This is a genomic window from Leisingera sp. G5_S3_59_S7, assembly GCF_054968485.1.
Genome location: NZ_JBQKUH010000004.1, coordinates 1 through 23190, shown reverse-complemented (window position 1 = coordinate 23190; position 23190 = coordinate 1). Strand labels below are relative to the sequence as shown.

Annotated in this window: 23 protein-coding genes; 7 read left to right on the top strand and 16 right to left on the bottom strand. The window is 64.0% G+C overall.

What is annotated here, in order from left to right; translation table 11 throughout:
- Positions 1–6 precede the first annotated feature (6 nt).
- The 4 genes from ACTRWG_RS03615 to ACTRWG_RS03600 form a co-directional block, all read right to left on the bottom strand.
- Positions 7–642: a 50S ribosomal protein L25/general stress protein Ctc gene (locus ACTRWG_RS03615; RefSeq protein WP_027236317.1), complete on the bottom strand. Its 636-nt coding sequence runs from the start codon at positions 640–642 to the stop codon at positions 7–9.
- Positions 643–778: 136 nt separating this feature from the next.
- Positions 779–1945 (bottom strand): alpha-hydroxy acid oxidase, encoded by a 1167-nt coding sequence (locus ACTRWG_RS03610; RefSeq protein ID WP_027236316.1) that lies wholly within the window; start codon positions 1943–1945, stop codon positions 779–781.
- A 195-nt stretch (positions 1946–2140) separates the two neighbouring features.
- A complete protein-coding gene (gene trpA, locus ACTRWG_RS03605) occupies positions 2141–2932 on the bottom strand; it encodes a tryptophan synthase subunit alpha (RefSeq protein ID WP_027236315.1) in 792 nt (263 codons plus the stop codon).
- Positions 2933–3037: 105 nt separating this feature from the next.
- On the bottom strand, positions 3038–3535 hold the full coding sequence (locus ACTRWG_RS03600) for an acyloxyacyl hydrolase (protein ID WP_027236314.1): 498 nt from the start codon (positions 3533–3535) through the stop codon (positions 3038–3040).
- 206 nt (positions 3536–3741) lie between these two features.
- Here ACTRWG_RS03600 and ychF point away from each other — a divergent pair, with 206 nt between their 5' ends.
- From ychF to ACTRWG_RS03585, 3 genes are all read left to right on the top strand, one after another.
- Entirely contained in the window at positions 3742–4839 is a 1098-nt protein-coding gene (gene ychF / locus ACTRWG_RS03595) for a redox-regulated ATPase YchF (protein ID WP_027236313.1), read from the top strand.
- Between the two features lie 174 nt (positions 4840–5013).
- Positions 5014–5391 (top strand): DUF2237 family protein, encoded by a 378-nt coding sequence (locus ACTRWG_RS03590; RefSeq protein WP_027236312.1) that lies wholly within the window; start codon positions 5014–5016, stop codon positions 5389–5391.
- Between the two features lie 29 nt (positions 5392–5420).
- Complete coding sequence (locus ACTRWG_RS03585; protein WP_051357790.1) at positions 5421–5765, top strand: lysozyme inhibitor LprI family protein; 345 nt, start codon at positions 5421–5423, stop codon at positions 5763–5765.
- 72 nt (positions 5766–5837) lie between these two features.
- On the opposite strand, the gene trpB is transcribed toward ACTRWG_RS03585, so the two are convergent.
- The 8 genes from trpB to ACTRWG_RS03545 form a co-directional block, all read right to left on the bottom strand.
- Entirely contained in the window at positions 5838–7097 is a 1260-nt protein-coding gene (trpB, locus tag ACTRWG_RS03580; protein WP_027236311.1) for a tryptophan synthase subunit beta, read from the bottom strand.
- Positions 7098–7602: 505 nt separating this feature from the next.
- A complete protein-coding gene (locus ACTRWG_RS03575) occupies positions 7603–8256 on the bottom strand; it encodes a phosphoribosylanthranilate isomerase (RefSeq protein ID WP_462828957.1) in 654 nt (217 codons plus the stop codon).
- Positions 8257–8263: 7 nt separating this feature from the next.
- On the bottom strand, positions 8264–8614 hold the full coding sequence (locus ACTRWG_RS03570; RefSeq protein ID WP_027236309.1) for a lipopolysaccharide assembly protein LapA domain-containing protein: 351 nt from the start codon (positions 8612–8614) through the stop codon (positions 8264–8266).
- On the bottom strand, positions 8614–8898 hold the full coding sequence (gene ihfB / locus ACTRWG_RS03565) for an integration host factor subunit beta (protein WP_008557618.1): 285 nt from the start codon (positions 8896–8898) through the stop codon (positions 8614–8616). The genes ACTRWG_RS03570 and ihfB overlap by 1 nt, the downstream gene beginning before the upstream one ends.
- Before the next feature lie 245 nt (positions 8899–9143).
- On the bottom strand, positions 9144–10376 hold the full coding sequence (locus ACTRWG_RS03560) for a 50S ribosomal protein L11 methyltransferase (protein ID WP_462828956.1): 1233 nt from the start codon (positions 10374–10376) through the stop codon (positions 9144–9146).
- Between the two features lie 237 nt (positions 10377–10613).
- Positions 10614–12293 (bottom strand): 30S ribosomal protein S1, encoded by a 1680-nt coding sequence (gene rpsA, locus ACTRWG_RS03555; RefSeq protein ID WP_027236307.1) that lies wholly within the window; start codon positions 12291–12293, stop codon positions 10614–10616.
- A gap of 289 nt (positions 12294–12582) precedes the next feature.
- Positions 12583–13032: a hypothetical protein gene (locus tag ACTRWG_RS03550; RefSeq protein WP_259957450.1), complete on the bottom strand. Its 450-nt coding sequence runs from the start codon at positions 13030–13032 to the stop codon at positions 12583–12585.
- Between the two features lie 237 nt (positions 13033–13269).
- The gene (locus ACTRWG_RS03545; RefSeq protein ID WP_027236305.1) at positions 13270–13911 is read right to left on the bottom strand and encodes an NAD(P)H-dependent oxidoreductase; all 642 of its coding nucleotides are present in this window, start codon (positions 13909–13911) and stop codon (positions 13270–13272) included.
- Positions 13912–14033: 122 nt separating this feature from the next.
- Between ACTRWG_RS03545 and ACTRWG_RS03540 the strand changes: the two genes are divergently transcribed.
- A complete protein-coding gene (locus ACTRWG_RS03540; RefSeq protein WP_027236304.1) occupies positions 14034–14411 on the top strand; it encodes a winged helix-turn-helix transcriptional regulator in 378 nt (125 codons plus the stop codon).
- A gap of 175 nt (positions 14412–14586) precedes the next feature.
- Here ACTRWG_RS03540 and ACTRWG_RS03535 read toward each other — a convergent pair whose 3' ends face one another.
- Both ACTRWG_RS03535 and ACTRWG_RS03530 read right to left on the bottom strand, forming a co-directional pair.
- A complete protein-coding gene (locus ACTRWG_RS03535) occupies positions 14587–17784 on the bottom strand; it encodes a 2Fe-2S iron-sulfur cluster-binding protein (RefSeq protein ID WP_462828955.1) in 3198 nt (1065 codons plus the stop codon).
- Positions 17785–17801: 17 nt separating this feature from the next.
- Positions 17802–18254, bottom strand: a complete 453-nt coding sequence (locus ACTRWG_RS03530; protein WP_259971048.1) for a MarR family winged helix-turn-helix transcriptional regulator — start codon at positions 18252–18254, stop codon at positions 17802–17804.
- Positions 18255–18668: 414 nt separating this feature from the next.
- Between ACTRWG_RS03530 and ACTRWG_RS03525 the strand changes: the two genes are divergently transcribed.
- Positions 18669–21029, top strand: coding sequence for a transporter substrate-binding domain-containing protein (locus ACTRWG_RS03525; protein WP_462828954.1), 2361 nt, complete (start codon positions 18669–18671; stop codon positions 21027–21029).
- A gap of 304 nt (positions 21030–21333) precedes the next feature.
- Here ACTRWG_RS03525 and ACTRWG_RS03520 read toward each other — a convergent pair whose 3' ends face one another.
- Complete coding sequence (locus tag ACTRWG_RS03520; RefSeq protein WP_027236300.1) at positions 21334–21507, bottom strand: DUF1328 domain-containing protein; 174 nt, start codon at positions 21505–21507, stop codon at positions 21334–21336.
- Between the two features lie 41 nt (positions 21508–21548).
- Entirely contained in the window at positions 21549–21965 is a 417-nt protein-coding gene (locus ACTRWG_RS03515; RefSeq protein ID WP_027236299.1) for a hypothetical protein, read from the bottom strand.
- Between the two features lie 142 nt (positions 21966–22107).
- Here ACTRWG_RS03515 and ACTRWG_RS03510 point away from each other — a divergent pair, with 142 nt between their 5' ends.
- Positions 22108–22782 carry a Crp/Fnr family transcriptional regulator gene (locus tag ACTRWG_RS03510; protein ID WP_375544171.1) on the top strand — a complete coding sequence of 225 codons (675 nt, stop codon included), beginning with the start codon at positions 22108–22110 and terminating at the stop codon, positions 22780–22782.
- Between the two features lie 276 nt (positions 22783–23058).
- Positions 23059–23190 (top strand): DUF1328 domain-containing protein (locus ACTRWG_RS03505; protein WP_462829018.1); only part of this gene is annotated, 132 nt, incomplete at its 3' end.

The following is a 23190-nucleotide window of genomic DNA, read 5'->3' as shown; positions in this document are numbered from 1 at the left end:
CGGTTCTTATTGTTCGACTTCAGTCGCTTCGACTTCTTCGCCCTCTTCGCCGTCCTCATCAGCAGCGGCCAGGCCGCCCGGGGATGCGATGTTGGCGATCACGAAGTCGCGGTCGATGGTCGGCTTGGTGCCTTTCGGCAGCTCGATCGACGAGATGGTGACAACGTCGCCGATGTTCAGGCCAGCCATGTCGACAACCAGCTTCTCGGGGATGTCGCCGGCGGTCACAACCAGCTCAACCTCGGGACGCGTCACGTTCAGCATGCCGCCCTTCTTGATGCCGGGCGCTTCGTCCTCGTTGATGAACTCAACCGGGATGAACAGGTTGATCTTCGAGGTGCGGCGCAGGCGCATCAGGTCGAAGTGGGTCGGCAGGTCCTTGACCACATCGCGCTGCACGTCGCGGCAGATCACGCGCACGTCGTCGTGGCCGTCCACTTTCAGGTTCCACAGAGTGGACTTGAACTGGCCGGCTTTCAGCTTTTTCAGCAGTTCGTTGAACGGGATCTGGATCGCGACCGGATCCACGTCACCGCCATAAACCACACCCGGAACCATGCCTGCGCGGCGCGCAGCGCGAGCGGCGCCCTTGCCTGTCCCCGCACGTTCCTGGGCTACGAGATCAGGAATCTCTTTTGCCATCTTAATTCTCCAATATGACTATCGGGGTGCCTCCAAGGCTGTCACCCCGCGTGAAGCCGTGCCTATAAACCGGATGCCGCTGTTTGGGAAGGGGGCAAAGCCCGCGGAACGCCCCCTGCCCGGGTGTCCAACCACGTTATTCCTGCCAGCGGCCGCCGAAATCCTCGGGGATCAACAGATTATGGCGGCCCAGGCCATCGACAGAGCGTTCGCCGCACAGCGCCATGGTGGTGTCCAGCTCCTTGCGAATCACGTCCAGCGCAGCGGTCACGCCCTGCTGCCCCATGGCCCCCAGGCCATAGACAAAGGCACGCCCGATCATGGTGCCTTTGGCCCCCAGCGCCAGCGCCTTCAGCACGTCCTGGCCGGAACGGATACCGCTGTCCAGATGCACCTCGACGTCATTGCCGACGGCATCCATGATCTCCGGCAGCATCCGGATTGAGCTCAGCGCCCCGTCCAGCTGCCGCCCGCCGTGGTTGGAGACCACGATGGCATCAGCCCCCAGCTTGGCCGCCATCCTGGCATCTTCGGCGTCCAGGATTCCCTTCAGGATCACCTTGCCGCCCCACATCTCCATCAGCTTTTCGACCTTGCCCCAGTCCAGCGCCGGGTCGAACTGCTCTGCCGTCCAGACCCCCAGCTGCGAGGTGTCGGAGACCCCCTGCACGTGGCCCACGATATTGCCGAAATTACGCCGCTTGGCGCCCAGCATCTCGATACCCCAGGCCCATTTGGTCATCAGGTTGGCAATGGTTCTGGGCGTCAGCTTCGGCGGCGCCGACAGGCCGTTCTTCAGATCCTTGTGGCGCTGGCCCAGGATCTGCAAATCCAGCGTGATCACCAGGGCGGAGCATTTGGCATCCTTGGCGCGCTGGATCAGGCGGCGGATATAATCCTCATCCTTCATCGTATAAAGCTGGAACCAGAAGGGTTTGGAGGTCGCCTCCGCCACTTCCTCGATCGAGTTGATCGACATGGTGGAGAGCGTGAACGGCACCCCGAATTCCTCAGCCGCCTTGGCCGCCTTGATCTCGCCGTCGGCGTGCTGCATCCCCGTCAGCCCCACCGGCGCCAGCGCCACCGGCATCGCCACATCCTGGCCGATCATTTGGGACGCGGTGGTGCGTCCGGTCATATCCACCGCCACCCGCTGACGCAGGCGGATCTGCTCAAAGTCCGAGGTGTTCTCGCGGAAAGTCTGTTCTGTCCAGCTGCCGCTTTCGGCATAGTCATAGAACATCCGCGGCACGCGGCGTTCATAGATGCGCTTGAGGTCGTTGATATTGGTGATCACCGGCACCGGACTGTCTCCCGCTTTCGTTTGGTAAAGTTTTTTTACCAATCCGGCCCGGCAAAAGCAACGCTGCCTTTGCCGCACCCCTAAAAATGCAAAAAACCGCACCCGAAGGCGCGGTTTCCTCAACTATTGCCGCATCTTGCACTCGGACCGCCCGGCCCTCCCCACGAGAGGGTGCCGCCCGAAGTGTTTTGAAACTCAGCCCTTATGCGCGCCGTCCGCGAGGGACTTCACAAACGCCAGCACCTCCTCCGGCGACTTGCCCGACGCGATCTGGCTGACGATGGCACTGCCCACCACCGCGCCATCAGAGATCGAGGCAATGTTTTGCGCTTTCTCGGGCGTGTTGATGCCAAAGCCCACGATGATCGGCAGGTCGGTCGCCGCCTTGATGCGGGCGACCTCCGGGCCGACGTCGCCGGCCTCAGCCTCTGCCGCGCCGGTGATGCCGGTTATCGAGACGTAATAGACAAAGCCGGAGGTGTTCTGCAGCACCTTGGGCAGGCGTGCATCATCGGTGGTCGGGGTCGCCAGGCGGATAAAGTTCAGCCCCGCCTTCTGCGCCGGGATGCACAGCTCTTCGTCCTCTTCCGGCGGCAGGTCCACCACGATCAGCCCGTCGATGCCCGCGGCCTTGGCGTCTTCCAGGAATTTGTCCACGCCGCGGTTGTAGATCGGGTTGTAATACCCCATCAGCACGATCGGGGTGGTGTCGTCTTCCTTGCGGAAGTCGGCCGCCAGCTGCAGCGTCTTTTCCAGCGTCATGCCGCCATCCAGCGCCCGCTGGCCGGCCAGCTGAATGGTCGGGCCGTCCGCCATCGGATCGGTGAACGGCAGGCCCAGCTCGATGATGTCCACACCGGCGCCCGGCAGCCCCTTCACCACCTCCAGCGAGGTCTCATAGTCCGGGTCCCCTGCCATCACATAGGTGACAAAGGCTTTCTTTCCGGCGGCGTTCAATTCAGCGAATTTGGCATCAATGCGGGTCATGGGCGGGCCTTGCTTTCAGGTTTCCGCCCCGGTGTGCCGAATGTTGCGCGGGAAATCAATCCCGCGCCGCGCGCCGGCCCCGTCCGGCCGGGCAGCCGCTGTGCCTCAGCCGCCCAGCGGGATGTGCCAGCGCAGGGTCAGCGAATTCACCCCGGGGTTATCATCCGCGGTCGAGGCGTTGGATTTGTGGCTGAACGCCAGAGACACTGCCCTGCCGTTGCGGAACCGCTTGCCCACCGCCACCAGGCTGCGGATTTCAAAGGTGGACCCCAGGTCGTTGGCCGCAGAGCTTTCGTGATAGGCTCCGGGCATCACGCTGGTCTCGATGAACCAGTCATTGTTCAGATCAATCACGCCGCTGATGCCGACACCGGCAAACACGTCGCCCGCCTCCTGCACTTCCAGCGCGGCGCCAAAGCGGGCCGACAGCCGCCCGCGCTCGTGGAACGGCGCGTGCAGGTAATCCACCGCGAACACCGCGCTGTCTTCCGCCGCATCCCGGTGATAGTCGGAATACCCCAGCCCCAGCGTCACCTCTTGGGCAGCCGCGGGCAAGGCCACCGCAGCCGACAGTGCCGCCGCCAGCAAAGCTGTCTGTTTCATTTCTAGCCCCTCGCAGAATTATTTATTTTGCTTAAAGATATTTTATTGCTGTGGTTTTCCAAGCCACCTCACGAAAAAGCAATATGAGGGCCCGCTGTGCAAAGCCGCACAGAAGGCGATTGTGGCGCTTTTGCCAGCCATACTTGGCTTGCGCGCACGTCCAATGCTGCCTAGAAGCAGCTCCCAAGTGGCATCAGGAGGCCGGAATGGGCTTTAAAATGGGAATCGTCGGCCTGCCGAATGTGGGTAAGTCGACACTGTTCAACGCGCTGACCAAAACCGCCTCGGCGCAGGCGGCCAACTTTCCGTTCTGCACCATCGAACCCAACGTGGGCGAAGTGGCGGTGCCGGACGCGCGGCTGGACAAGCTGGCGGCAATCGCCAAGTCGAAACAGATCATCCCGACCCGGATGACCTTTGTCGACATCGCAGGCCTGGTGAAGGGCGCGTCGAAGGGGGAGGGCCTGGGCAACCAGTTTCTGGCCAACATCCGCGAGACCGATGCGATTGCCCATGTGCTGCGCTGCTTTGAAGACGGCGACGTGACCCATGTGGACGGCCGTGTCGATCCGGTGGCCGATGCCGAGGTGATCGAGACCGAGCTGATGCTGGCGGACCTCGAAAGCATCGAGAAGCGCCGCGCCAACCTGGTGCGCAAGCTGAAGGGCAACGACAAGGAAGCCCAGCAGCAGGACCGCCTGCTGGCTGCCGCGCAGGCGATGCTGGAAGACGGTAAGCCCGCCCGCCTGGTCGAGGTCGACGCTGAGGACGCCAAGGCCTGGAAGATGCTGCAGCTTTTGACCACCAAGCCGGTGCTTTATGTCTGCAACGTGGGCGAGTCGGAATCGGTCGAGGGCAACGAGCACTCCGCCAAGGTGGCTGAAATGGCTGCGGCGCAGGGCAACAGCCATGTGATCATCTCGGCCCAGATCGAAGAGGAAATCAGCCAGCTGGACGCCGATGAGGCCCAGATGTTCCTGGAGGAAATGGGCCTGGAAGAGGCCGGCCTGGACCGGCTGATCCGCGCAGGCTACGAGCTGTTGCACCTTGAGACCTATTTCACCGTCGGCCCCAAGGAGGCACGCGCCTGGACCATCCGCACCGGCACCGCGGCGCCGCAGGCGGCGGGCGTCATTCACGGCGATTTCGAAAAGGGTTTCATCCGCGCCGAAACCATCGCCTATGACGACTTTGTCGCCATGGGCGGCGAGCAGGGCGCCAAGGAAGCCGGCAAGATGCGGGCCGAGGGCAAGAGCTATATCGTCAAGGACGGCGACGTGCTGCATTTCCTGTTCAACACCTGATCTGCAGCGTCCGCTGGAATTTCAACCGCCCGTCAGCCCTGCTGGCGGGCGGTTTGCTTTTTGCAGCCGCCTGCGGCAAGGCTGTGCAAGCGGGACCGCTGCCGCCGGAAATCCCGGGACGGGCGGCGCAATCGCACTACAGTTACATGTGCACGCAGCGAGGGCGGGTGATCCATGGAAAAAGACGACAGTATCAACGTTCTGGGCGGACCGCTTGCGCCCTGCTCCACCGCGCCGGTGACCGGCTTTTTCCGCGACGGCCATTGCAACACCTGCGCCGAGGACCAAGGCAGCCACACCGTTTGCGTGGTGACCACGGCAGAGTTCCTCGCCTTTTCCAAATATGTCGGCAATGACCTGTCCACCCCGCGGCCGGAGTTCGGATTTGCGGGGCTGCAGCCGGGCGACCGCTGGTGCCTGTGCGCGGCCCGTTTCCTGCAGGCCGCGGACGAGGGCTGCGCCCCCAAGGTGCACCTGGAAGCCACCCATATGCGGGCGCTGGAAATCGTGCCGCTGAGCATTCTGCAAAGCTACGCCGCCGACCCGGCCTGAAACCGCCCCGCCCGTCAAAGGAGGCCGCGATGAAGCGCATACTGATCCTGCTGGCTGCGCTCAGCCCCGCCGCAGCAACCGCCCAGCCCCACTGCAACGGGCAGACCCAGATCGACGCCAATTTCTGTGCCATGGAGAAATGGGAGATCGCCGACCGGGAGCTGAACCGGCTGTGGAACCAGGTAAAACCGGCGGCAGATGCCCGCGGCACCGGCCCGGCCCTGCTGGCCGAACAGCGCACCTGGCTGAAACGGCGCGACGCCACCTGCGGGCCGGAGCAAGCTTCCGGCGGCAGCGCGGCGCCGATGTTCTATTGGTCCTGCATGGAGCAAGAAACCCTGCAACGCAATCAGGTGCTGCGCTCGCTGCGGTAGCCCCTGAAAAATGAAAGGCCCCGGAAATCCCGGAGCCCATCTGATTGATGCACAGGCGGTGCGGCGCCTGCATTATTCCTCGAAGGTGCGCCCCTCTTCGGTGTCAGACATGTCAAAGCCAAGGTGCTTGGCGACGGTGAACACGTCCTTGTCGCCGCGGCCGCACATGTTCATCACGATGATGTGGTCCTTGGGCAGGTCCGGTGCGATCTTGGTCACATGGGCGAGCGCGTGGGAGGGCTCCAGCGCCGGGATGATGCCCTCGGTGCGGCAGCTGAGCTGGAACGCCTCCAGCGCTTCCTTGTCGGTGATCGAGACATACTGCGCGCGCCCCGACTCATGCAGCCAGGAATGCTCCGGCCCGATGCCCGGGTAATCCAGGCCCGCGGAGATGGAATAGCCTTCCTGGATCTGGCCGTCAGCGTCCTGCAACAGATAGGTGCGGTTGCCGTGCAGCACGCCGGGACGGCCGCCGGTCAGTGAGGCGCAGTGCTGAATCCGGTCATCCACGCCTTTGCCGCCTGCTTCGACCCCAATGATGTTCACCGACGAATCGTCGAGGAACGGGTAGAACAGGCCGATTGCATTGGAGCCGCCGCCGATTGCGGCAATCACGGTGTCCGGCAGGCGGCCTTCGCCTTCCTGCTCGGCCAGCTGCCAGCGGACTTCCTTGCCGATGATCGACTGGAAATCGCGCACCATCGCCGGGTAGGGGTGCGGGCCGGCCGCAGTGCCGATGCAGTAGAAGGTGTCGCGCACATTGGTCACCCAATCGCGCAGCGCGTCGTTCATCGCGTCCTTCAGGGTGCCGCGGCCGGAGGTGACCGGCACCACTTCGGCGCCCAGCAGACGCATCCGGAACACGTTCGGCGCCTGGCGTTTCACGTCGTGGGCGCCCATGTAGACGATGCATTTCAGCCCGAACTTGGCGCAGACGGTGGCGGTGGCCACGCCATGCTGGCCCGCGCCGGTTTCGGCGATGATGCGGGTCTTGCCCATGCGCCGCGCCAGCAGGATCTGGCCCAGCACGTTGTTCACCTTATGCGCGCCGGTGTGGTTCAGCTCGTCGCGCTTCATATAGATCTTGGCGCCGCCCAGTTCCTCGGTCAGACGCTCGGCATGGTACAGCGGACTGGGGCGGCCCACATAATGCTTCCACAGATCGTCCATTTCGGCCCAGAAGGAGGGATCGTCCTTGGCCTTGTTGTATTCTTCCTCAAGGCTCAGGATCAGCGGCATCAGAGTTTCGGACACAAACCGCCCGCCAAAGATGCCAAAACGGCCGTTTTCGTCCGGACCGTTCATGAAGCTGTTGAAAAGATCGTCGGCCATAGGTGTTCCCTCACTTTCGCAGCGCCCGCAATGACTATAGCGCGGCGGGGCCTTGGTAAAGGGGGCTCTGCGCAAGCCGCTTGGTCCGGCTTAGGGCCCTGCCCTGCCGGTCTTAGCTGTGTATTGCTGTGGTTTGCTGCCGGTCCTGCTGGTCAACAGGTTAGGGATGGCGGCGCCGCCAAGGGGCGGAGGCGGGACGGGAGGTTCCTCCCGCACGCTGAACGTTGTCTCTGCGTGCCCTTGCCAAAGGGCCCTGTTCCAAAGCGCCGGGGGTGTCAGGCCCGGCAGTGACCGCGATCAGGAGGGATCATGGCATCTGCCGCCTAAGATCACGTGAGGACGGCGTCCGCAGAGGGCGCAACACCCTGAACGGTGCGCTGCCGGGCAGCGGTTGCGCAGTGAGTATTTCAGGAAAGATGAAGGCGCGGGGCCGGTGTTTCATCTTTCCCTAAATACTCGAAATCCACCCTTGCAGCCCCCGCAAAAGCCGCGGCGGCGCGGGCCGTCAGCCGCGGGCGGCGCGGGCGGCCTTGGTAAAGCTTTCGATCAGCGCGGCATCCTTATCACCCGGTGCGCTTTCGACGCCTGAGGAGACATCGACCTGCCGGGCGCCGGTCATGCGGATCGCCTCAGCCACGTTGTCCGGCGTGAGGCCGCCGGCCAGCATCCAGGGTTTCTGCCAGTATTTGCGCCCCGCCAGCAGGCGCCAGTCGAAGGCGAGGCCGTTGCCGCCGGGCAGCTCAGCCTCATTGGGCGGCTTGGCGTCGATCAGCAGCTGGTCCGCCACCTGCTCATACTCAGCAATCTGCGGCAGGTCGGAGGCATCGGCGATGCCCACCGCCTTCATCACCGGCAGGCCGTAGCGGGCGCGCACCTCAGCCACCCGCTCCGGGCTTTCCTTGCCGTGCAGCTGAAGCATGTCGAGCGGCACTGCCGCAGTTATGGCATCCAGCTCCGCGTCAGTAGCATTCACCGTCAGCGCCACCTTGCACAGTCCAACGGGCGCCTCGACGGCCAGCGCAGCGGCCTGTTCGATGCTGACGTTGCGGGGCGACTTGGGGAAAAACACAAACCCGGCATAGGCTGCGCCCGCCGCGGCAGCGGCAGCCACATCCTGCGGGGTGCTGAGCCCGCAGATCTTGACCCGGATGTCCGTCATGACTGGTTCAGCTTGCGTCTTCGAGAAGCGCCAGGACTTCGTCCTTGCCTTCGTGCTTCTGCTTTTTCAGCCGTTTCACTTCGCGGTTCAGCTTGCGGGCTTCGCGGGCCTTTTCAGCCGCCTCGCGCCGGTGCTTGTGCTCGCGGATCCATTCCCACAAGAAGCCAAGCACCAGACCGGCGCCGACCCCGCCCAGAACCACCGCGAACAGCGGCAGCGAGATGCCGGGGTTGAAGCCGAACAGCTCACCCAGCGCCTCGGGCATCAGTTTGAGCTCAACAAAACTCCGGTTTGCAAGGCTCACCGACACCAGCACGACGGCCAGAGACCCCAGAATCGCATAGCGAATGTAACGCATCAGGCTTTCCCGTTCAGGCGGTCCCTCAAGAGCTTACCCGTCTTGAAGAACGGCACATGTTTTTCCTCGACATGGACGGTCTCACCGGTGCGGGGATTGCGGCCGACCCGCGAGTCCCGTTTCTTGACCGAGAACGCGCCGAAACCGCGCAGCTCCACCCGGTCGCCGCGGGCCATCGCGTTGGTCACTTCCTCAAACACCGTGTTCACGATCCTCTCCACATCCCGCTGATACAGGTGCGGGTTTTCGTCTGCAATCTTCTGAATCAACTCAGAGCGGATCATGATCTTTTTTCCTCCCAGGATGCCGTAATGTTTTGGCTATTGTTCTGAGAGTATAGGAAAAATTCCTGCGTGGGGGAACAAAATGACGCATGCGGGACGGGAAATCCGGCAAGAGTTCACCCGCTTTTCAGCCTGCCGGGGCCGGATCAGGCACCGCCGCGCGGCGCTGCAATGCGGCATCCGGGGTCCGGATGCCGCCGCAGCCGTGGTTGATTCGGGGTCGCTCAGCCCGCCCCGGAGGCGGCCTAGTGGCAGGGCTGGCCCGGAAGGCCTGCGCCGCCGGTGTCCGCGGGGCTCCATGCAGCGGGGGGCGGGGCTGTCCGGTCGCCGCCGTCCCGGACCGGGCGGCGCAGGCGCCACGCCGGGTTCAGCCACACGGTGGCAGCAGCGGCCTCCCCGGCAGGGATCAGCGGGCCGTTTGCGGAGACGCTCAGATGCGAGGTGTCATGCTGCGCGGTGACCGGCAGGCGGCCCCCCGGCGCTGCGGCCTCGGCACGGTCCAGCAGGAACGCCGTGCGCCCCCAATGCCCGCCGGCGTCCATTCCGTTTGCCACCTGGATACCAGGCGCCAGCTGCAGTTCAAAACTGACGAGGACCGCATGGATGGTGCCCGCAGCGGCACACGTAAGGTCCGTTGCGGTGCGCTCCGGTGTCAGGTCCGGCCTGGTGAAGTCGAACTGGAACAGCTCTGCCGCCGGGCCCAGGGACCGCAGGCCGCAGGCCGCAAATTCGCCCGGCGTCAGCTGCGCGACGCGGGCAAAGCGATGGAAGGCGCTCAGGTCGAAGCCTTCCGCCTGGTGCGGGCGCCACTGGTCCAGCAGGCCGCTGCTTTCCACCAGCTGCGCTTTCAGTGTTCCCCATTCCGGCACCGCGCGCGCGTCTGGCTTGGCCAGCGCCGACATGGCATGGGTGAGCGTCGCAAGAGCGCCCTCGCCCAGCAGGACGGTGTCGACAATTTCCGAGATCACAACATCCGCCCGTTCGGGAATATCCGTGCCCACGGTGATTTCGTGCGACCATTTCGGGATCACGGTGATCCGGTCGCTGAGACCGTTTTCCGCGATGACACGGGTTGCGGCTTGGGCGATCAGCGGCTGCTGTTCGCAGGTGTAGACGTGTTTCGCGCCGGCGCGTGCCGCCAGCATGGCCGTCAGACCGGCACCGCAGCCGATGTCCAGCACCACATCCCCCGGCTGCACCTTGGCCGCGATGGCCTGGGCGTAGGCACGGTTGCGCGCGGTGTCGGCAAGCATCGGGAAATGCCAGCGGGGCACGAACATCTGGTGCAGCCGCTCCTGCAGCACCTGCGCCTCGTGGTGCTGCGGGTCCAGCGCGAGGGCGTCGCCAAGGATCTGCGAGGTGCGGAGGCCGCCATCGTCCAGGGTTTGGGATTTCGCGCGCTGGACCAGTGTGTCCGCGTTCTGGGCGCCGTCGCCGTGAAAATTTTGCGCAGGTTCAGCCGAGTGTCTTTCAGTCAACTTTTAGTCTTCCCGATTTGATGCAAATGCCATTGGTTTGCATAATCATCATGCGCCTCTAACAAATGATGAAGGGAAGGAAGGGCCGGTGCGGAGATGCCGCGCCGGTGCGGTTTTGCCCCGGCCGCCAGGGCCGGCGCCAAGGGCCGGTCAGGCGTTGAAGCGGCAGGTGCCGGAACGGAAAAAGCCCCGCAGTTGCCTGCGGGGCTTTCCAGTTCAGAGCCGTGAGGCCGGGTCTTAGTCGCCCGACTTCAGTGCGGCGCCCAGGATGTCGCCCAGCGATGCGCCGGAATCCGAGGAGCCATACTGTTCCACTGCTTCTTTCTCTTCCGCGATCTCGCGCGCCTTGATGGACAGGCCCAGGCGGCGGGTCTTGGAATCGACGTTGGTGACGCGCACGTCGACCTTGTCGCCAACCGAGAAACGCTCGGGGCGCTGGTCGGCACGGTCGCGGGCCAGGTCGGAGCGGCGGATGAAGGACTTCATGCCTTCGTATTCCACTTCGATGCCGCCGTCTTCGATCGCGGTCACTTCGACGGTGATCACGGAGCCGCGCTTCACGCCGCCCACGGCTTCGGCGAACTTGTCGCCGCCCAGAGCTTTGATCGACAGCGAGATACGCTCTTTGTCGACGTCCACTTCGGAGACAACGGCCTGAACCACGTCGCCTTTGCGGTAGTTCTGGATCGCGTCTTCACCGCGCTCGTCCCAGGACAGGTCGGAGAGGTGAACCATGCCGTCGATGTCGCCGTCGAGGCCAATGAACAGACCGAATTCGGTGATGTTCTTGACTTCGCCTTCGACCTGGGTGCCTTCCGGGTGAGTCTCGGCAAAGACTTCCCACGGGTTGCGCATGGTCTGCTTGAGGCCCAGGGACACGCGGCGCTTGGCACCGTCGATTTCCAGAACCATGACGTCGACTTCCTGGGAAGTGGAGACGATTTTGCCCGGGTGGACATTTTTCTTGGTCCAGGACATTTCGGAAACGTGAACCAGACCTTCGACGCCCGGCTCAAGCTCAACAAATGCACCGTAATCGGTAATGTTGGTGACGCGGCCCTTGTGAACGGAGTTCAGCGGGTACTTGGCGCCAACCAGATCCCACGGATCTTCCTGCAGCTGCTTCATGCCCAGGGAGATGCGGTGGGTCTCTTTGTTGATCTTGATGACCTGAACCTTGACGGTTTCGCCGATCGACAGGATCTCGGAGGGGTGGTTCACACGGCGCCATGCCATGTCGGTGACGTGCAGCAGGCCGTCCACGCCGCCCAGGTCAACAAACGCACCGTATTCGGTGATGTTCTTGACGACACCGTCGACTGCCTGGCCTTCGGACAGGTTGCCGATGACTTCGGCACGCTGCTCGGCGCGGGACTCTTCGAGGATCGCACGGCGCGAAACCACGATGTTGCCGCGGCGGCGGTCCATCTTCAGGATCTGGAACGGCTGCTTCAGACCCATCAGCGGGCCTGCGTCGCGCACGGGGCGCACGTCAACCTGCGAGCCGGGCAGGAACGCAACAGCGCCGCCCAGGTCGACAGTGAAGCCGCCCTTGACGCGGCCGAAGATCGCGCCTTCGACGCGCTGATCGTCTGCGTAGGCTTTTTCCAGGCGGTCCCAGGCTTCTTCGCGGCGGGCCATCTCGCGGGAGATGACGGCTTCGCCACGGGCGTTCTCGGCCGAGCGCAGGTAGACTTCGACTTCGTCGCCAACGGAGATTTCGGGAGCTTCGCCGGGGTTTGCGAATTCTTTCAGATCAACGCGGCCTTCCATCTTGTAGCCGACGTCGATGATGGCCTGGCCGGCTTCGATTGCCAGCACTTTGCCTTTGACAACCGAACCTTCGTCCGGGGTGTCCATTTCGAAGCTTTCGTTCAGGAGGGCTTCGAATTCCTCCATAGATGCGTTTTGAGCCATGAGGTCTCAGGTTTCCTTTACTAACGGTTTTCTGGCCGGGCGGTTGTCTCCGCCGGTCTTGGTTAGCCCTACAGAACGTGGTCCGGAGCACATCTGATCAAACAAACACAAAGGGCCGAGGTGTTCCTCAGCCCTGCTCAGATATGCCACCCGGACGTTGACCGCCCTTGTATTGACAGCGCGCGTATAGGCGGATTCCCCGGTCTGTGCAAGGGGAAAGCCCTGCTGGGCAAGGCGAAGACGCCATTTGTGCAGCCCCCTGCCCCGCCGTTCGCGCGCCGGGACCGCTTCAGGCCTGATCCGGGCGCAGGTATTCCTGCTCCAGCAGAACAACGCCCGTCATCACATAGTCGACCGACGATCCCTCTCCCAGCAGGGGGAGCATGATTTCGGTGGAGCTGCGGTATTCCGGCAGCGGGCCGACATAGGGCAGCGAGACCAGCAGCGGCCGGGGATTGGCGGCCACTTCCGCAAAACAGGTCCAGATCATGGACCCGGGCCCGAAGCCCGGACGTTCAGACAGGCGGGTGCCGGCGACTTTGGCGCTCAGGGTATTGATGATCTTGCTGCGCACATAAAGCGCCTTGAAATCAGACAGCTCCCCGCTCCCGGTCCGCTCGATTTCAAAGACCGCCAGGATATTGGCCGTTGTGCTGAAATACGGCAGGCTCAGTTCGGCGAGCCGCGGGAAAGCACCCGCCTCCGAGGCGTTCTGCCAAAGCATAAGAACGGGTTTCAAAGCGGGATCCAGGTCACTCGCGGAAAAATCAGCGGTAAACATGGAAACTGGCACCCCTTGCAAAATCTCAACTGACAGCACCAGGCCCAGCGGATATGCCCCGTGGCCGAAAAGGGTGCCTGCCGGCCAGTATAATGCAGATGGAATACATGAATAGCCTCCGCAGGCAGATTTTACCTGCGGAGACCCCGGCAGCGGACGCGGCAAGAGCCGCCTGCTGCCGGGGGATCAGCCCTCTCAGGCGATTTCGGTCACGATGGTGTCGCGGGACTTGCGGACTTTCTTCATCGGCAAGAGCCAGTCGCCTTCTTCGGCGCGGTAGCCCAGCGGCAACAGCAGGACAGAGCGCAGGCCCTTGTCCTTGAGGCCCAGGATTTCGTCGATCTTCTCGGGCGTGAAGCCTTCCATCGGGGTGCTGTCGACCTCAAGCTCGGCGGCGGCGGCCAGTGCAAAGCCCAGTGCGATATAGGCCTGGCGGGCGGCGTGGTCGTGGTTGGTGCGCGCCTCGCGCGGCAGGTAGGTGGCCTTCAGATTGTCGTAATACTGATTCAGCATCGGGATTTCGCCGCGTTCTTCGGTCATCTGGCGGGTGACCGAGTCGATGCGGTCTTCGGAGTAGTTGTCCCAGGCGGCGAAGACCAGCAGGTGCGAGCCGTCGGTGATCTGGGCCTGGTCCCAGGCGTGCGGACGGATCTGCGCGCGGATTTCCGGGTTGGTGATGACAAAGACTTCAAAGGGCTGGGTGCCGGACGAGGTCGGCGCCATGCGGATCGCCTCGATGATCTGGTCGACCTTTTCCTGCGGCACGGATTTGGCGGGGTCCATCTTCTTGGTCGCATAGCGCCAGTTCAGCTTCTCGATCAGGGTGCTCTTGCTCATGTCCTGTCCTTTCGGGGTCTTTTGCATAGGGTGGTATAAATTTGTAACCCGATATATAAGCGGCACCGGAAAGGGCGCAAGAAGGCACATTTCTGAGCCCCGGTTACACGGAGGAAACCTCAATGGCAGAAGGACAATGCCCGGAATGCGGCCGCATCAACGAGGTGCTGTCGCGGGTCGGTGACCGCTGGAGCGTGCTGATCGTGATCTCGCTGGCGCAGTACGGTGTGCTGCGATTCAATGAGCTGAAGCGGCATCTGGGCATCTCCCAGCGGATGCTGAGCCTGACCCTGCGCGAGCTGGAGCGGGACGGGCTGGTGAGCCGCACCTATCACCCGACAATTCCGCCCAAGGTGGAATATGCGCTGACGCCGCTGGGCGAGTCATTCCGCGAGCCGGTTCGGGCGCTGGGGCTGTGGGCGCTGGAGCATCTGCCGGCGATTGACGCAGCGCGGGCAGAGTTTGATGCCGCGGCGGGGGCAGAGGAGAAAACCGCCTGAGGGCAGAATCCGGAACGCCCGCGGTTAGCGGGAGCCTGTGCCGATCCGGCTGCGACGGCAACTGGACCAAACGCTGCCGCCGCCCCGCGCGCAAAAGTTTTCAAAAAAAGCTTTTGGCAATTTTCTTGTTCAAGAAAATTGTGCCGCCCTCAGCCCGGCCGCCTGAGCGGCCTGCCTAAAGGTCGATTTCCAGCACCCCGCCCGGCGCTTGCGCACGGGACTGGCAGAGGATGATCGCGCCTTCGCGCTGCTTGTTCGACAGCACGAAATCGCGGTGTTCGGCGGCGCCTGAAACCAGCCCGCATTTGCAAACGCCGCAGATCCCGTCAGAGCATTTCACATCCACATGGATGCCGCTCTCGGCCAGCGCCTCGGTGGCGGATTTTTCTGCCGGCACCAGAATGTCGCGGCCCGATTTCGTCAGCCGCAAGGTGAAGGGATGGTTTTCGTATTCGGGCTGTTCAGGAACCGAGAAGTATTCCATATGGCGGGTGTCTTCGGGGAAGCCGTTGGCCTCAGCCGCCGCCAGCACCGCTTGCATATAAGCCTCCGGCCCGCAGGTGTAGACGTGGCTGCCCGGGGCGAACTTCAAAACGTCATTCAGGTCTGCACGGGTGCCCTGATCAGAGAAATGCAGATGCACCTTGTCTGCCCAGGGAACGTGTTTCAGGTCGTCCAGAAACCCGGCCTTTGCCTTTCTTGAACAGGAATAGCGGAACTCGAACTCCCGGCCCAGGGCGTGCAAGCGGTGGGCCATGGCGATCATCGGCGTCACCCCGATGCCGCCGCCCATCAGGTAGGATTTGGCGGCATCCTCCTGCAGCGGGAAGTGGTTGATAGGTTTGGAGATGAACACCATCCGGCCTTCCTCAAATATCCGGTGCATCAGCTTGGAGCCGCCGCGGCCCGCGTCCTCGCGCAGCACCGCGATCTGGTATTTCGAGCGGTCCGCCGGGTCGCCGGACAGCGAGTACTGGCGGAAGAACTCCGGCACGACCACCACGTCGATATGGGCGCCTGCGGTGGCTGCGGGCAAGGGCGAGCCGTCCGGCAGGGAGAACTCGTACTTGGTGACGGCATCCGTCATATGTTCGACCTTCGACAGGCGCACCCGCATGACAGGTGCGTTGCCCTTGTCGGCGGTATAGACATGCTCCGGCGGCAGGCCCTGGGCGCGGCGGCGTTTGTGTTCAGCCGCGGGGATCATTGCCTGATAGGCGGTGATCCCAGCCTCCCGGTCCATCGGCGCGGGCCAGGTGTAGGGCGGCGGCGCCAGCGGCGCCGGGTAGACGGCCAGGGTCTGATCCTCGTACTTCAGGTCCAGATCCTTGGACAGCTTGCGGGCGTTGACGGGATGCCGTGAAGGGGCATAGGGCCCCTCCTCCGCCATCTCCAGATCCCACCACCATTTCTTGGCTGTATTGACCTCGCCATGGCCCAGCGCGTCGTCGAGTTTCGCCAAGAGCGGCGCGCTGCCCGGCAGGTTCATCGCGGCCCAGCGGAACGGCGCCTCGGCAAAGAGCCCTTCAAGGTTCCAGGGGCAGGTCTTCATGCAGCGGCCGCACATGGCGCCGCCGGGGACGGTGACGCGGTAGGTGGTGCATTTCTGGCTGTCGGATTTCCAGATCTCGTAGCCGTTGAACATCAGCTTGGGTCCGGCGGTGATGGCGCCGGAGGGGCATTCGCGGGCGCATTTGTTGCAGGCCTCGCAGAAGCGCTGCAAGCCGAAGTCGACCGGCTTGTCGCGGGTCATCGGCAGGTTGGTGGTGACTGCGCCGGACTTCAGCCGGGGTCCGAGGAAGGGGTTGAGGATCACCTCGCCGATGCGGGAAACCTCGCCCAGGCCGGAGAGCAGCAGCAGGGGCGGCTGCAGCACCTCGCCGTCCATCACCGAATGCACCCGGGCGGTATAGCCGAGATTTCGGATCTGCTGCGCAATCACCCCGCCGAGGAGCGAGAACCGGAGGTAGGCGCGCATCGACTGGGCGCAGGCGATCCAGTCGTCGCCGGAGGCGCCCTCCATCGTTTCGTGGCCCTGGTCGATGATGACGCTGATGGCGTTTTCATGGTAAGGCGCCAAGGGGTCGCCCGCCGCATCGTGGGAGTAATATGCCCAGTCCGGGCAGCGCGAAATGCCGACCGCGTCGCAGCCGAGGAAATAGGCCGCGGCCTTGATATTCGCGGCATTGCGGGCGGCGTCAGCGGTGCTGGGGTCCACTTGCGGCGCGGGCTCGCCGTCCTGCAGCAGCACGAAGGCGGCAAGCGAAGACCGGAAGGCAAAGGCGGAGGAGGATTTGCGGACGTAGTTGCCGTTCTTGGCGGCCTCCTGCGGGCCTTTGCCGAGGTCGCCGAACAGGGAGCGCGCGAACATGTCGGCGCGTTTCGGGACGCGCGCAACGTTCACCTCGTCGATATAGGTGGTGGGATCCTCCACCCGTTTCAGCGTCTCGAACGGATGCGGGCCGTCCATGAAACGGCGCTTGGCGTAGGGATCGCGGCTGGCGGCGCTTTTGGCGTGGGCGCCAAGGCCCAGACGGTATTTCAGGCCCGGTGCCTGGCCCGGCGCCAGCGGCAGACCGGCGGCCAGTTCCAGCGTGGTGGTGACGGCAGCGATGCCAAAGCGGCTGCCCAGGAAAGGATTGATGAGGACGCCGTCTTCATAGGTGGCAAGGCCCGCCTGCACCGCCAGCCGGCCCAGATGCACATCGGTGGCGGCACCGGTATGGGCGCGGGCCTCCCATCCCAGCAGCCGGATGTAATTGGCCAGCGTCACCACCGTCTCCGCTGCCCGCAGGCAGGCGCGCTGCTCCTGCGCGCCCGCCAGCCAGTCGGTGCCGTCTTCCCCTGCTTCGGGGTCGCGGGGGAATTCGTAGACATAGACCAGCGCGTGGCTGTGGTGGCGGCAGTCCGCGGGCGGGGCCTGCATCGCCTCGCGCAGGTTTGCCATTACCACGTCGATGCCGGAGGCAAAGGTCTTGGTCTGTTTGGTGCGCAGGGTTTCGGCCAGCGCCGCCACATCCGCGTTCACCAGCGGCGTCTCCAGCCAGGCGCCGGAAGGTACTGCGCAGGCGCCCGCCAGGGAGGCGTCGCAGAAATAGCCGAAGGCCTTCAGGTGGTCGGTGCGCTCCTGCGGGCTGGCAGGGATCTCTGCGCGTTCTTTCTTGACCAGCCCTTCGCGGGTGGCGTCCAGCACCGCCTGATAGTCGCGCATCGCATTAACGAGGGACAGCGGCGCATCGGGGCGGCGGAAGCTGATCTGGGCCGGCGCCGGGAGCGCGTTCAGGTCCGCGGGCGCCGCCTGGCGCGTCAGGGTTTCCATTGGATAGGGCCCCAGATGCACAGGCCGGTTGCGGTAGGAAAACAGTTTGCCCATGGTTGGCCCCCGGTGAATTACAGCTTGGCGACGATGCGCGGCTCGTCCTCGAGCAGCTTGGCAGCGGCCGCGCGCAGATGGGCCAGTTCCTGCCCCGTGAGCTTGGCCTCGAAATAGGCCGCGTTTTCCTGCGCGATTGGCAGCACCTCTGCCAGGGCGGCCTGACCGCCCGGGGTCAGCCGGACCTGGATCGACCGGCCGTCCCGGGCGCCGCCGCTGCGGGTGATGAAGCCGCGCGCCTCCATCTGCCGGAGCGTGCGCGAGGCGGCGGTGCGGTCGATGCCGATGAAGCCTGCGATCTCTGACGGGGCGGTCAGCCCCTCTTTCCCGGCGGCCAGCAGCACACACCACATCACCCTGGTCAGGCCGAACTCCGCTATCCGCTGCTCAAAGCGGCGCTCGATCACACGGGCCAGCATGGTCACCTGGTAGCCCAGGGAGCGGTGAAGATGAAATGGAAGGTCAGACATGATAATTGACAGTGTCAACTATCTTATTGACGCTGTCAATTATATTGCCGGGAGACCGCTGGTTTCGCATCTGACGTGCCACGGCCGCCTTGCGCTTGACCCTGCCTGAGCGGAGAAAACCGAGCACAGCCAGCTGTACGCACCCCAGGGTTGCGCAAAAACACCGGAAAATCGCCCTGCCGGGCGTAGAGGAAGCGGCTTGTCCCGCCTGCCCGCGGCAAGCACGAACTCCGCAGCGAACCCTGCAAACGTATAATAAATAATGACAATAAATTGCCTCTCAATTCCTCCTAAGGGACCGGAAACACGTTATAGCGCGCACCGAAGCGTCTGAGGCTAGAAAGAGAGTGTTTACTTTCCCGCCCCTAAAATTCCGATCACTCACCCTAAGATTGAAAAACGGACGCCTATTGAATGACCCTTTTGCATCAGCTGCCGCGTTTGATGCTCGCCGGGACGATCTGCCTCCTGGCTCTCAGCTGGCACGCCCCGCCGCAGGCGCGGGAAACCGGCGGCCCGCTGACGGCGGCCTTTGTGCCGGTGCCGCCGTTTGCGCAGCAAGGCCCGGATGGCGCCCGAAGCGGCTTTCTGATCGAATTGACGGAGCTGATCGGCGCGGAAACCGGTGTTGCGATCCGCTATCTTGACCTGAAAACCTCGCGTGAGTTCATCCGCCGGCAAATTGATGGCGGCACCCAGATCATCGCCGGTGTTGCGCGGCTGCCGCCGCTGGAGGCCAGCAATGTATTCTCCTCGCCGGTGGCATCCGAAACCCTGCGCCTGACGGTGCTGAGCCGACGGGCCGCAGCGCTGGCCGGCCGCCGCAGCGGCCTGCGGATCGGCATTGTGCCGCCTGCGGCCGGCTCAGCCGTCCAGGATCTTCTGGATGCGAACAGCCCTGTGGAATTCGCAACACCCGAAGCCGCAGTGATGAACCTGCTGACCGGCGGCGTCGATGCGGTGCTGATGCCTGAACCCGTCGTCTTTTCGATTGCCAGGAACGCGCAGGTTGACGCCCGGATCAGTTTCCTGGACCCGCCGGTCCGCGCGTTCGACCGTTATGTCGCCCTGCACAATAGCCGCGCGGACCTGCTGCCTGCGGTCAACGCCGCTTTGGCGCGGATGGAGGCAGATGGCCGCCTGCCGGCGCTGCGGCAGAAGTACTTTCTCGATATCCCCGAACCCGCCCCTGGGGTGCTGACTGCGGGGGTCTATCACAACCCGCCCTACCAGACCGTGGAGCCAGGCGGCAGGTTCTCCGGGTTTGCCGTGGAGGTGCTGCGCGGCCTGGCAGACCGGGCGGGCCTGATGCTTGAATTCAAACAGATTTCCCTCGCTGAGCGGCAGGCAGGCCCGGGGCCCGGCCGCTATGACCTGCTGCCGGAGCTGAGGATCACCGGAGAGCGGCGCGGCATGATGGACTTTACCCTGCCGCTGGAGCAGGTGCCGGTTTCGCTGTTCACCCGCACAGGCGAAACAGAAGATATTGCCGGACTGGCAGGCCTGTCGTTGCGCCGGGTGGCAGCCCTGCGCGGCAGCCCCGCCCACGAGTTTGCCGCAGACCGCCAGGGCATGCTCCTGCTGGCAGAAGATACTGCGGATGCCGTGCTGGACAGCCTGTTGCAAGGACGCGCCGACGCCATTCTGGCGCCCGCCGCAGCAACCCGGGCTTTGGCCCGGAAGCGGGGCGCCGAGGACCGGATCGAGGCCGCCGGCCTGCCTGTTCTCAGCGTCGCGCGGGCCCCGGCGCTACGGTTCGGGCTTGGGTCCGTCCGCGACCGGCTGAATGCGGTCATCCCGGGATACCTGGCCTCCAGCGAGTTCGCCTGGCTGCGGGAGAAGTATTTTGGCCCGCCGGCGTTCTGGACCCGCCCGCGCCGCCTTGCTGCTGCGGCAGCGGCAGGGGTTGTGATCCTGGCGCTGGCCGGTTTTCTGGTCTGGCAGCATCAGCGCCAGCGGCAGCAGGCGTATGAGCGCCAGGCCCGGGAACTGGAAATCGAGCAGACCCACGGCCGCCAGCTGTCGGCGATGGTGAACCGGCTGGAGACCACGAGCCGGCAGCTTGCGGAATTCACCTATGCGATGTCGCATGACCTGAAGGCGCCTGCTCAGACGATCCGCGCGCTGCTGGCGGAATTGCGCGCCACGTCCGGCCGCCGCCTGGACGGCGACGGGCAGGAGATTCTGGACGACCTGGACAGGACCAATGCGCGTATGGCCCGGCTGGTTGAGGACCTTCGGGTCTATGCCCGCTCTGCCGATGAAAAGCGGCCCGCTGTGCCCGTCGATCTGAACCGCGAAGCCGAAGCTGCGGCCGCAGACGCCGCAGCTGAGATCGCCGCCGCCGGCAGTGTCATCAAAACGGCTCCGCTGCCCGCCGTGGACGGCAACCCGGAGCAGCTCAGGACGCTGTTCCGGCAGTTGATTTCCAACGCCGTCGCATACCGCGACCCGGCGCGCGGCAGCATGATCGAGATCGGCCGCGGCCCGGCAGCCCCGGCGGGATGGGTCAGCTTCACTGTGCGCGACAACGGGATCGGCATCGAACCGGAGTACCACGACCGGATTTTCGGGCTGTTCAAACGGTTGCACAGACACAGCGACCATCAAGGGTCCGGGATCGGCCTGACACTGTGCCGCCGCATTGCGGCCAACCACGGCGGCAGTATCGAAGTTGAATCACGGAAAGGGGCCGGCAGCGCCTTTACTGTGACGCTGCCAGAGAAAGCAGAGATCCGCAGTCACGAAATCCAAAGGCTAAGCGACGGCGACTAAGGCCGCCTCCAAGGGCAAAAGCGGGTGACGGCGCGCAGCGCGCGGGCAGCCTGCACCGCTGATTCTGCTGTCTTTTGCCGCTGTCTCCTGGGCCTGGCCGCACCTTGCGGACGGCCACCGGAGCGCTTGCCCCTGATCCGGACATAGGGTGTCGGGCAGTCCTCGCCGCCTGCATGCGGCGCAATCCATGACTGCACGGCCCCCCGGCACGCACACCCTATGTCCGGCAGGCAGCCCCCCCAAGGGCTGGCACGGCAAGCCCGCGGCGGGGCTTTGACCGTGCGGGCATGCCGCACCCCCATCTTTACACCGGTGGTTTGCCCTTGATCGCGCGGGCGATCATCGCAATGACGAACAGTACCAGGAAGATGAAGAAAAGAATTTTTGCAATACCGGCGGAAGCGCCGGCGATCCCGCCGAATCCAAGCAGGGCGGCGATCAAAGCGACAACCAGAAATGTCAGTGCCCAACCAAGCATATTGTTACTCCTCTTAGCAGGGCTGCCAAAGACAGCAGCCGCTAAACCAACCCGGCAAGGCTGCGATTGTTCCTTTTGCCGGTCTGCAGCGGCGCCAGCTGAGCCAGGATCATCTGGGTGGACACAGGCCGGGCAAGCACCGGCCACCGCAGGCACGGCGAGTGCGCGTCCAGCTCATTTTCGGCGGTGTCCCCCAACAGAACCAAGCGGCCGCCACGGCCCTGAACGGCCCTGTCGAAGTGGAGCCGGGTCACCAGCTCGGAGCCCGCTTCGATAAAAGCCACAGCAATCCGGCGATACCGCGACAGCGCCGTCAGCGCGGTATCGTGCGCCGTTTGCACGCTAAGTTCGGCGGTCGGGTCGAAGTCCATCACCGCATCGCAAATATCACATGTTACCAGATAGTTCCTGGACATGATCAGATACACATGCGAGCAGCCTGGAGAGAGCATTTCCATTGCACCAGCCTCCCTATAGGCTTAGAGTGTGTAACGATTTCCCACCGGGCGCATTAAACTGCGACATAGCTGCCAAGGGAGCGCCATGTCTTCGACTGCCTGCCGCGAATGCCCATTGCGAAAACGGGCCATATTCACGCCGATGTCGCGTGAAGAGATCGTTTTCACCCAGCAGTTCAAAACCGGGGAACTGGTGGTGGATGCGGGCACGACCATCCTGCTGGAAGGCTCCAACAGCCCGCAGCTGTATACCGTTCTCAAAGGGATGGGCACGCGGTACACGACCCTGGAAAACGGCCGCCGTCAGGTGATCAACTTTCTGTTTCCGGGGGATTTCGCCGGATTGCAGGCCGGGCTGATGGGAGAGATGAAGCACTCGATCGAGGCGACCACCCCGATGACGCTGTGCGTGTTCCGCCGCACCGCACTGTTCCAGCTGTACGAGCTGCATCCGGAACGGGCCTATGATCTGACGTGGATTGCCGCGGTCGAGGAGCATTTCCTGGGGGAAACCATCGCCTCGCTGGGGCAGCGGTCCGCCGCGCAGCGGATCGCTTGGGCATTGGTGCGAATCTATGAGCGGCTGAAGGCCGTGGGGATGGAGGCGCACGGATCAGTGCCGCTGCCGTTCAAGCAGCAGGACCTGGCAGATGCCCTGGGCCTGTCGCTGGTGCATACCAACAAAATGCTGAAAATGCTGCGGGACAAAAATCTTGCCCAATGGCAGAACGGCAGGCTGAAGGTCAGCAACCTGCCCGCACTGGCCACCGTGGCGATGATCGACTTGGCCGCGCCCGAACCGCGGCCGCTGATCTGACGGCACGGCGCAGCACCGCCCGGGCCGCTGCCTGGACATCTTCACCCTCCTATGAAACTTGACTTGGAGCTCGGTCCCGGCCGCAGGCGGGCAGCCGGCCTGTCCGGCTTTCGCGCGGCCCCCATGCCAGCCTGAGTCCCCCTTCGCCCCGCCGCGGCCCCAAGCTGCCGCCTGAACCGCAGCGCACCGGCGGTGAAAACTCTAAGCAATCGTCCCGGAACCTTTCGCCGGGCTTGCGGGTTGGGCCGGTACAAATCGCAACTGAAAGGACACGGCATGCTGTACTGGGCGCTCGTTTTCCTGGCCGTTGCAATCATCGCCGGCATCTTCGGGTTTGGCGGCATCGCTTCGGCCTCTGCAGGGATCGCGCAGATCCTGTTTTTTATATTCCTGGTGCTGTTTGCAGTG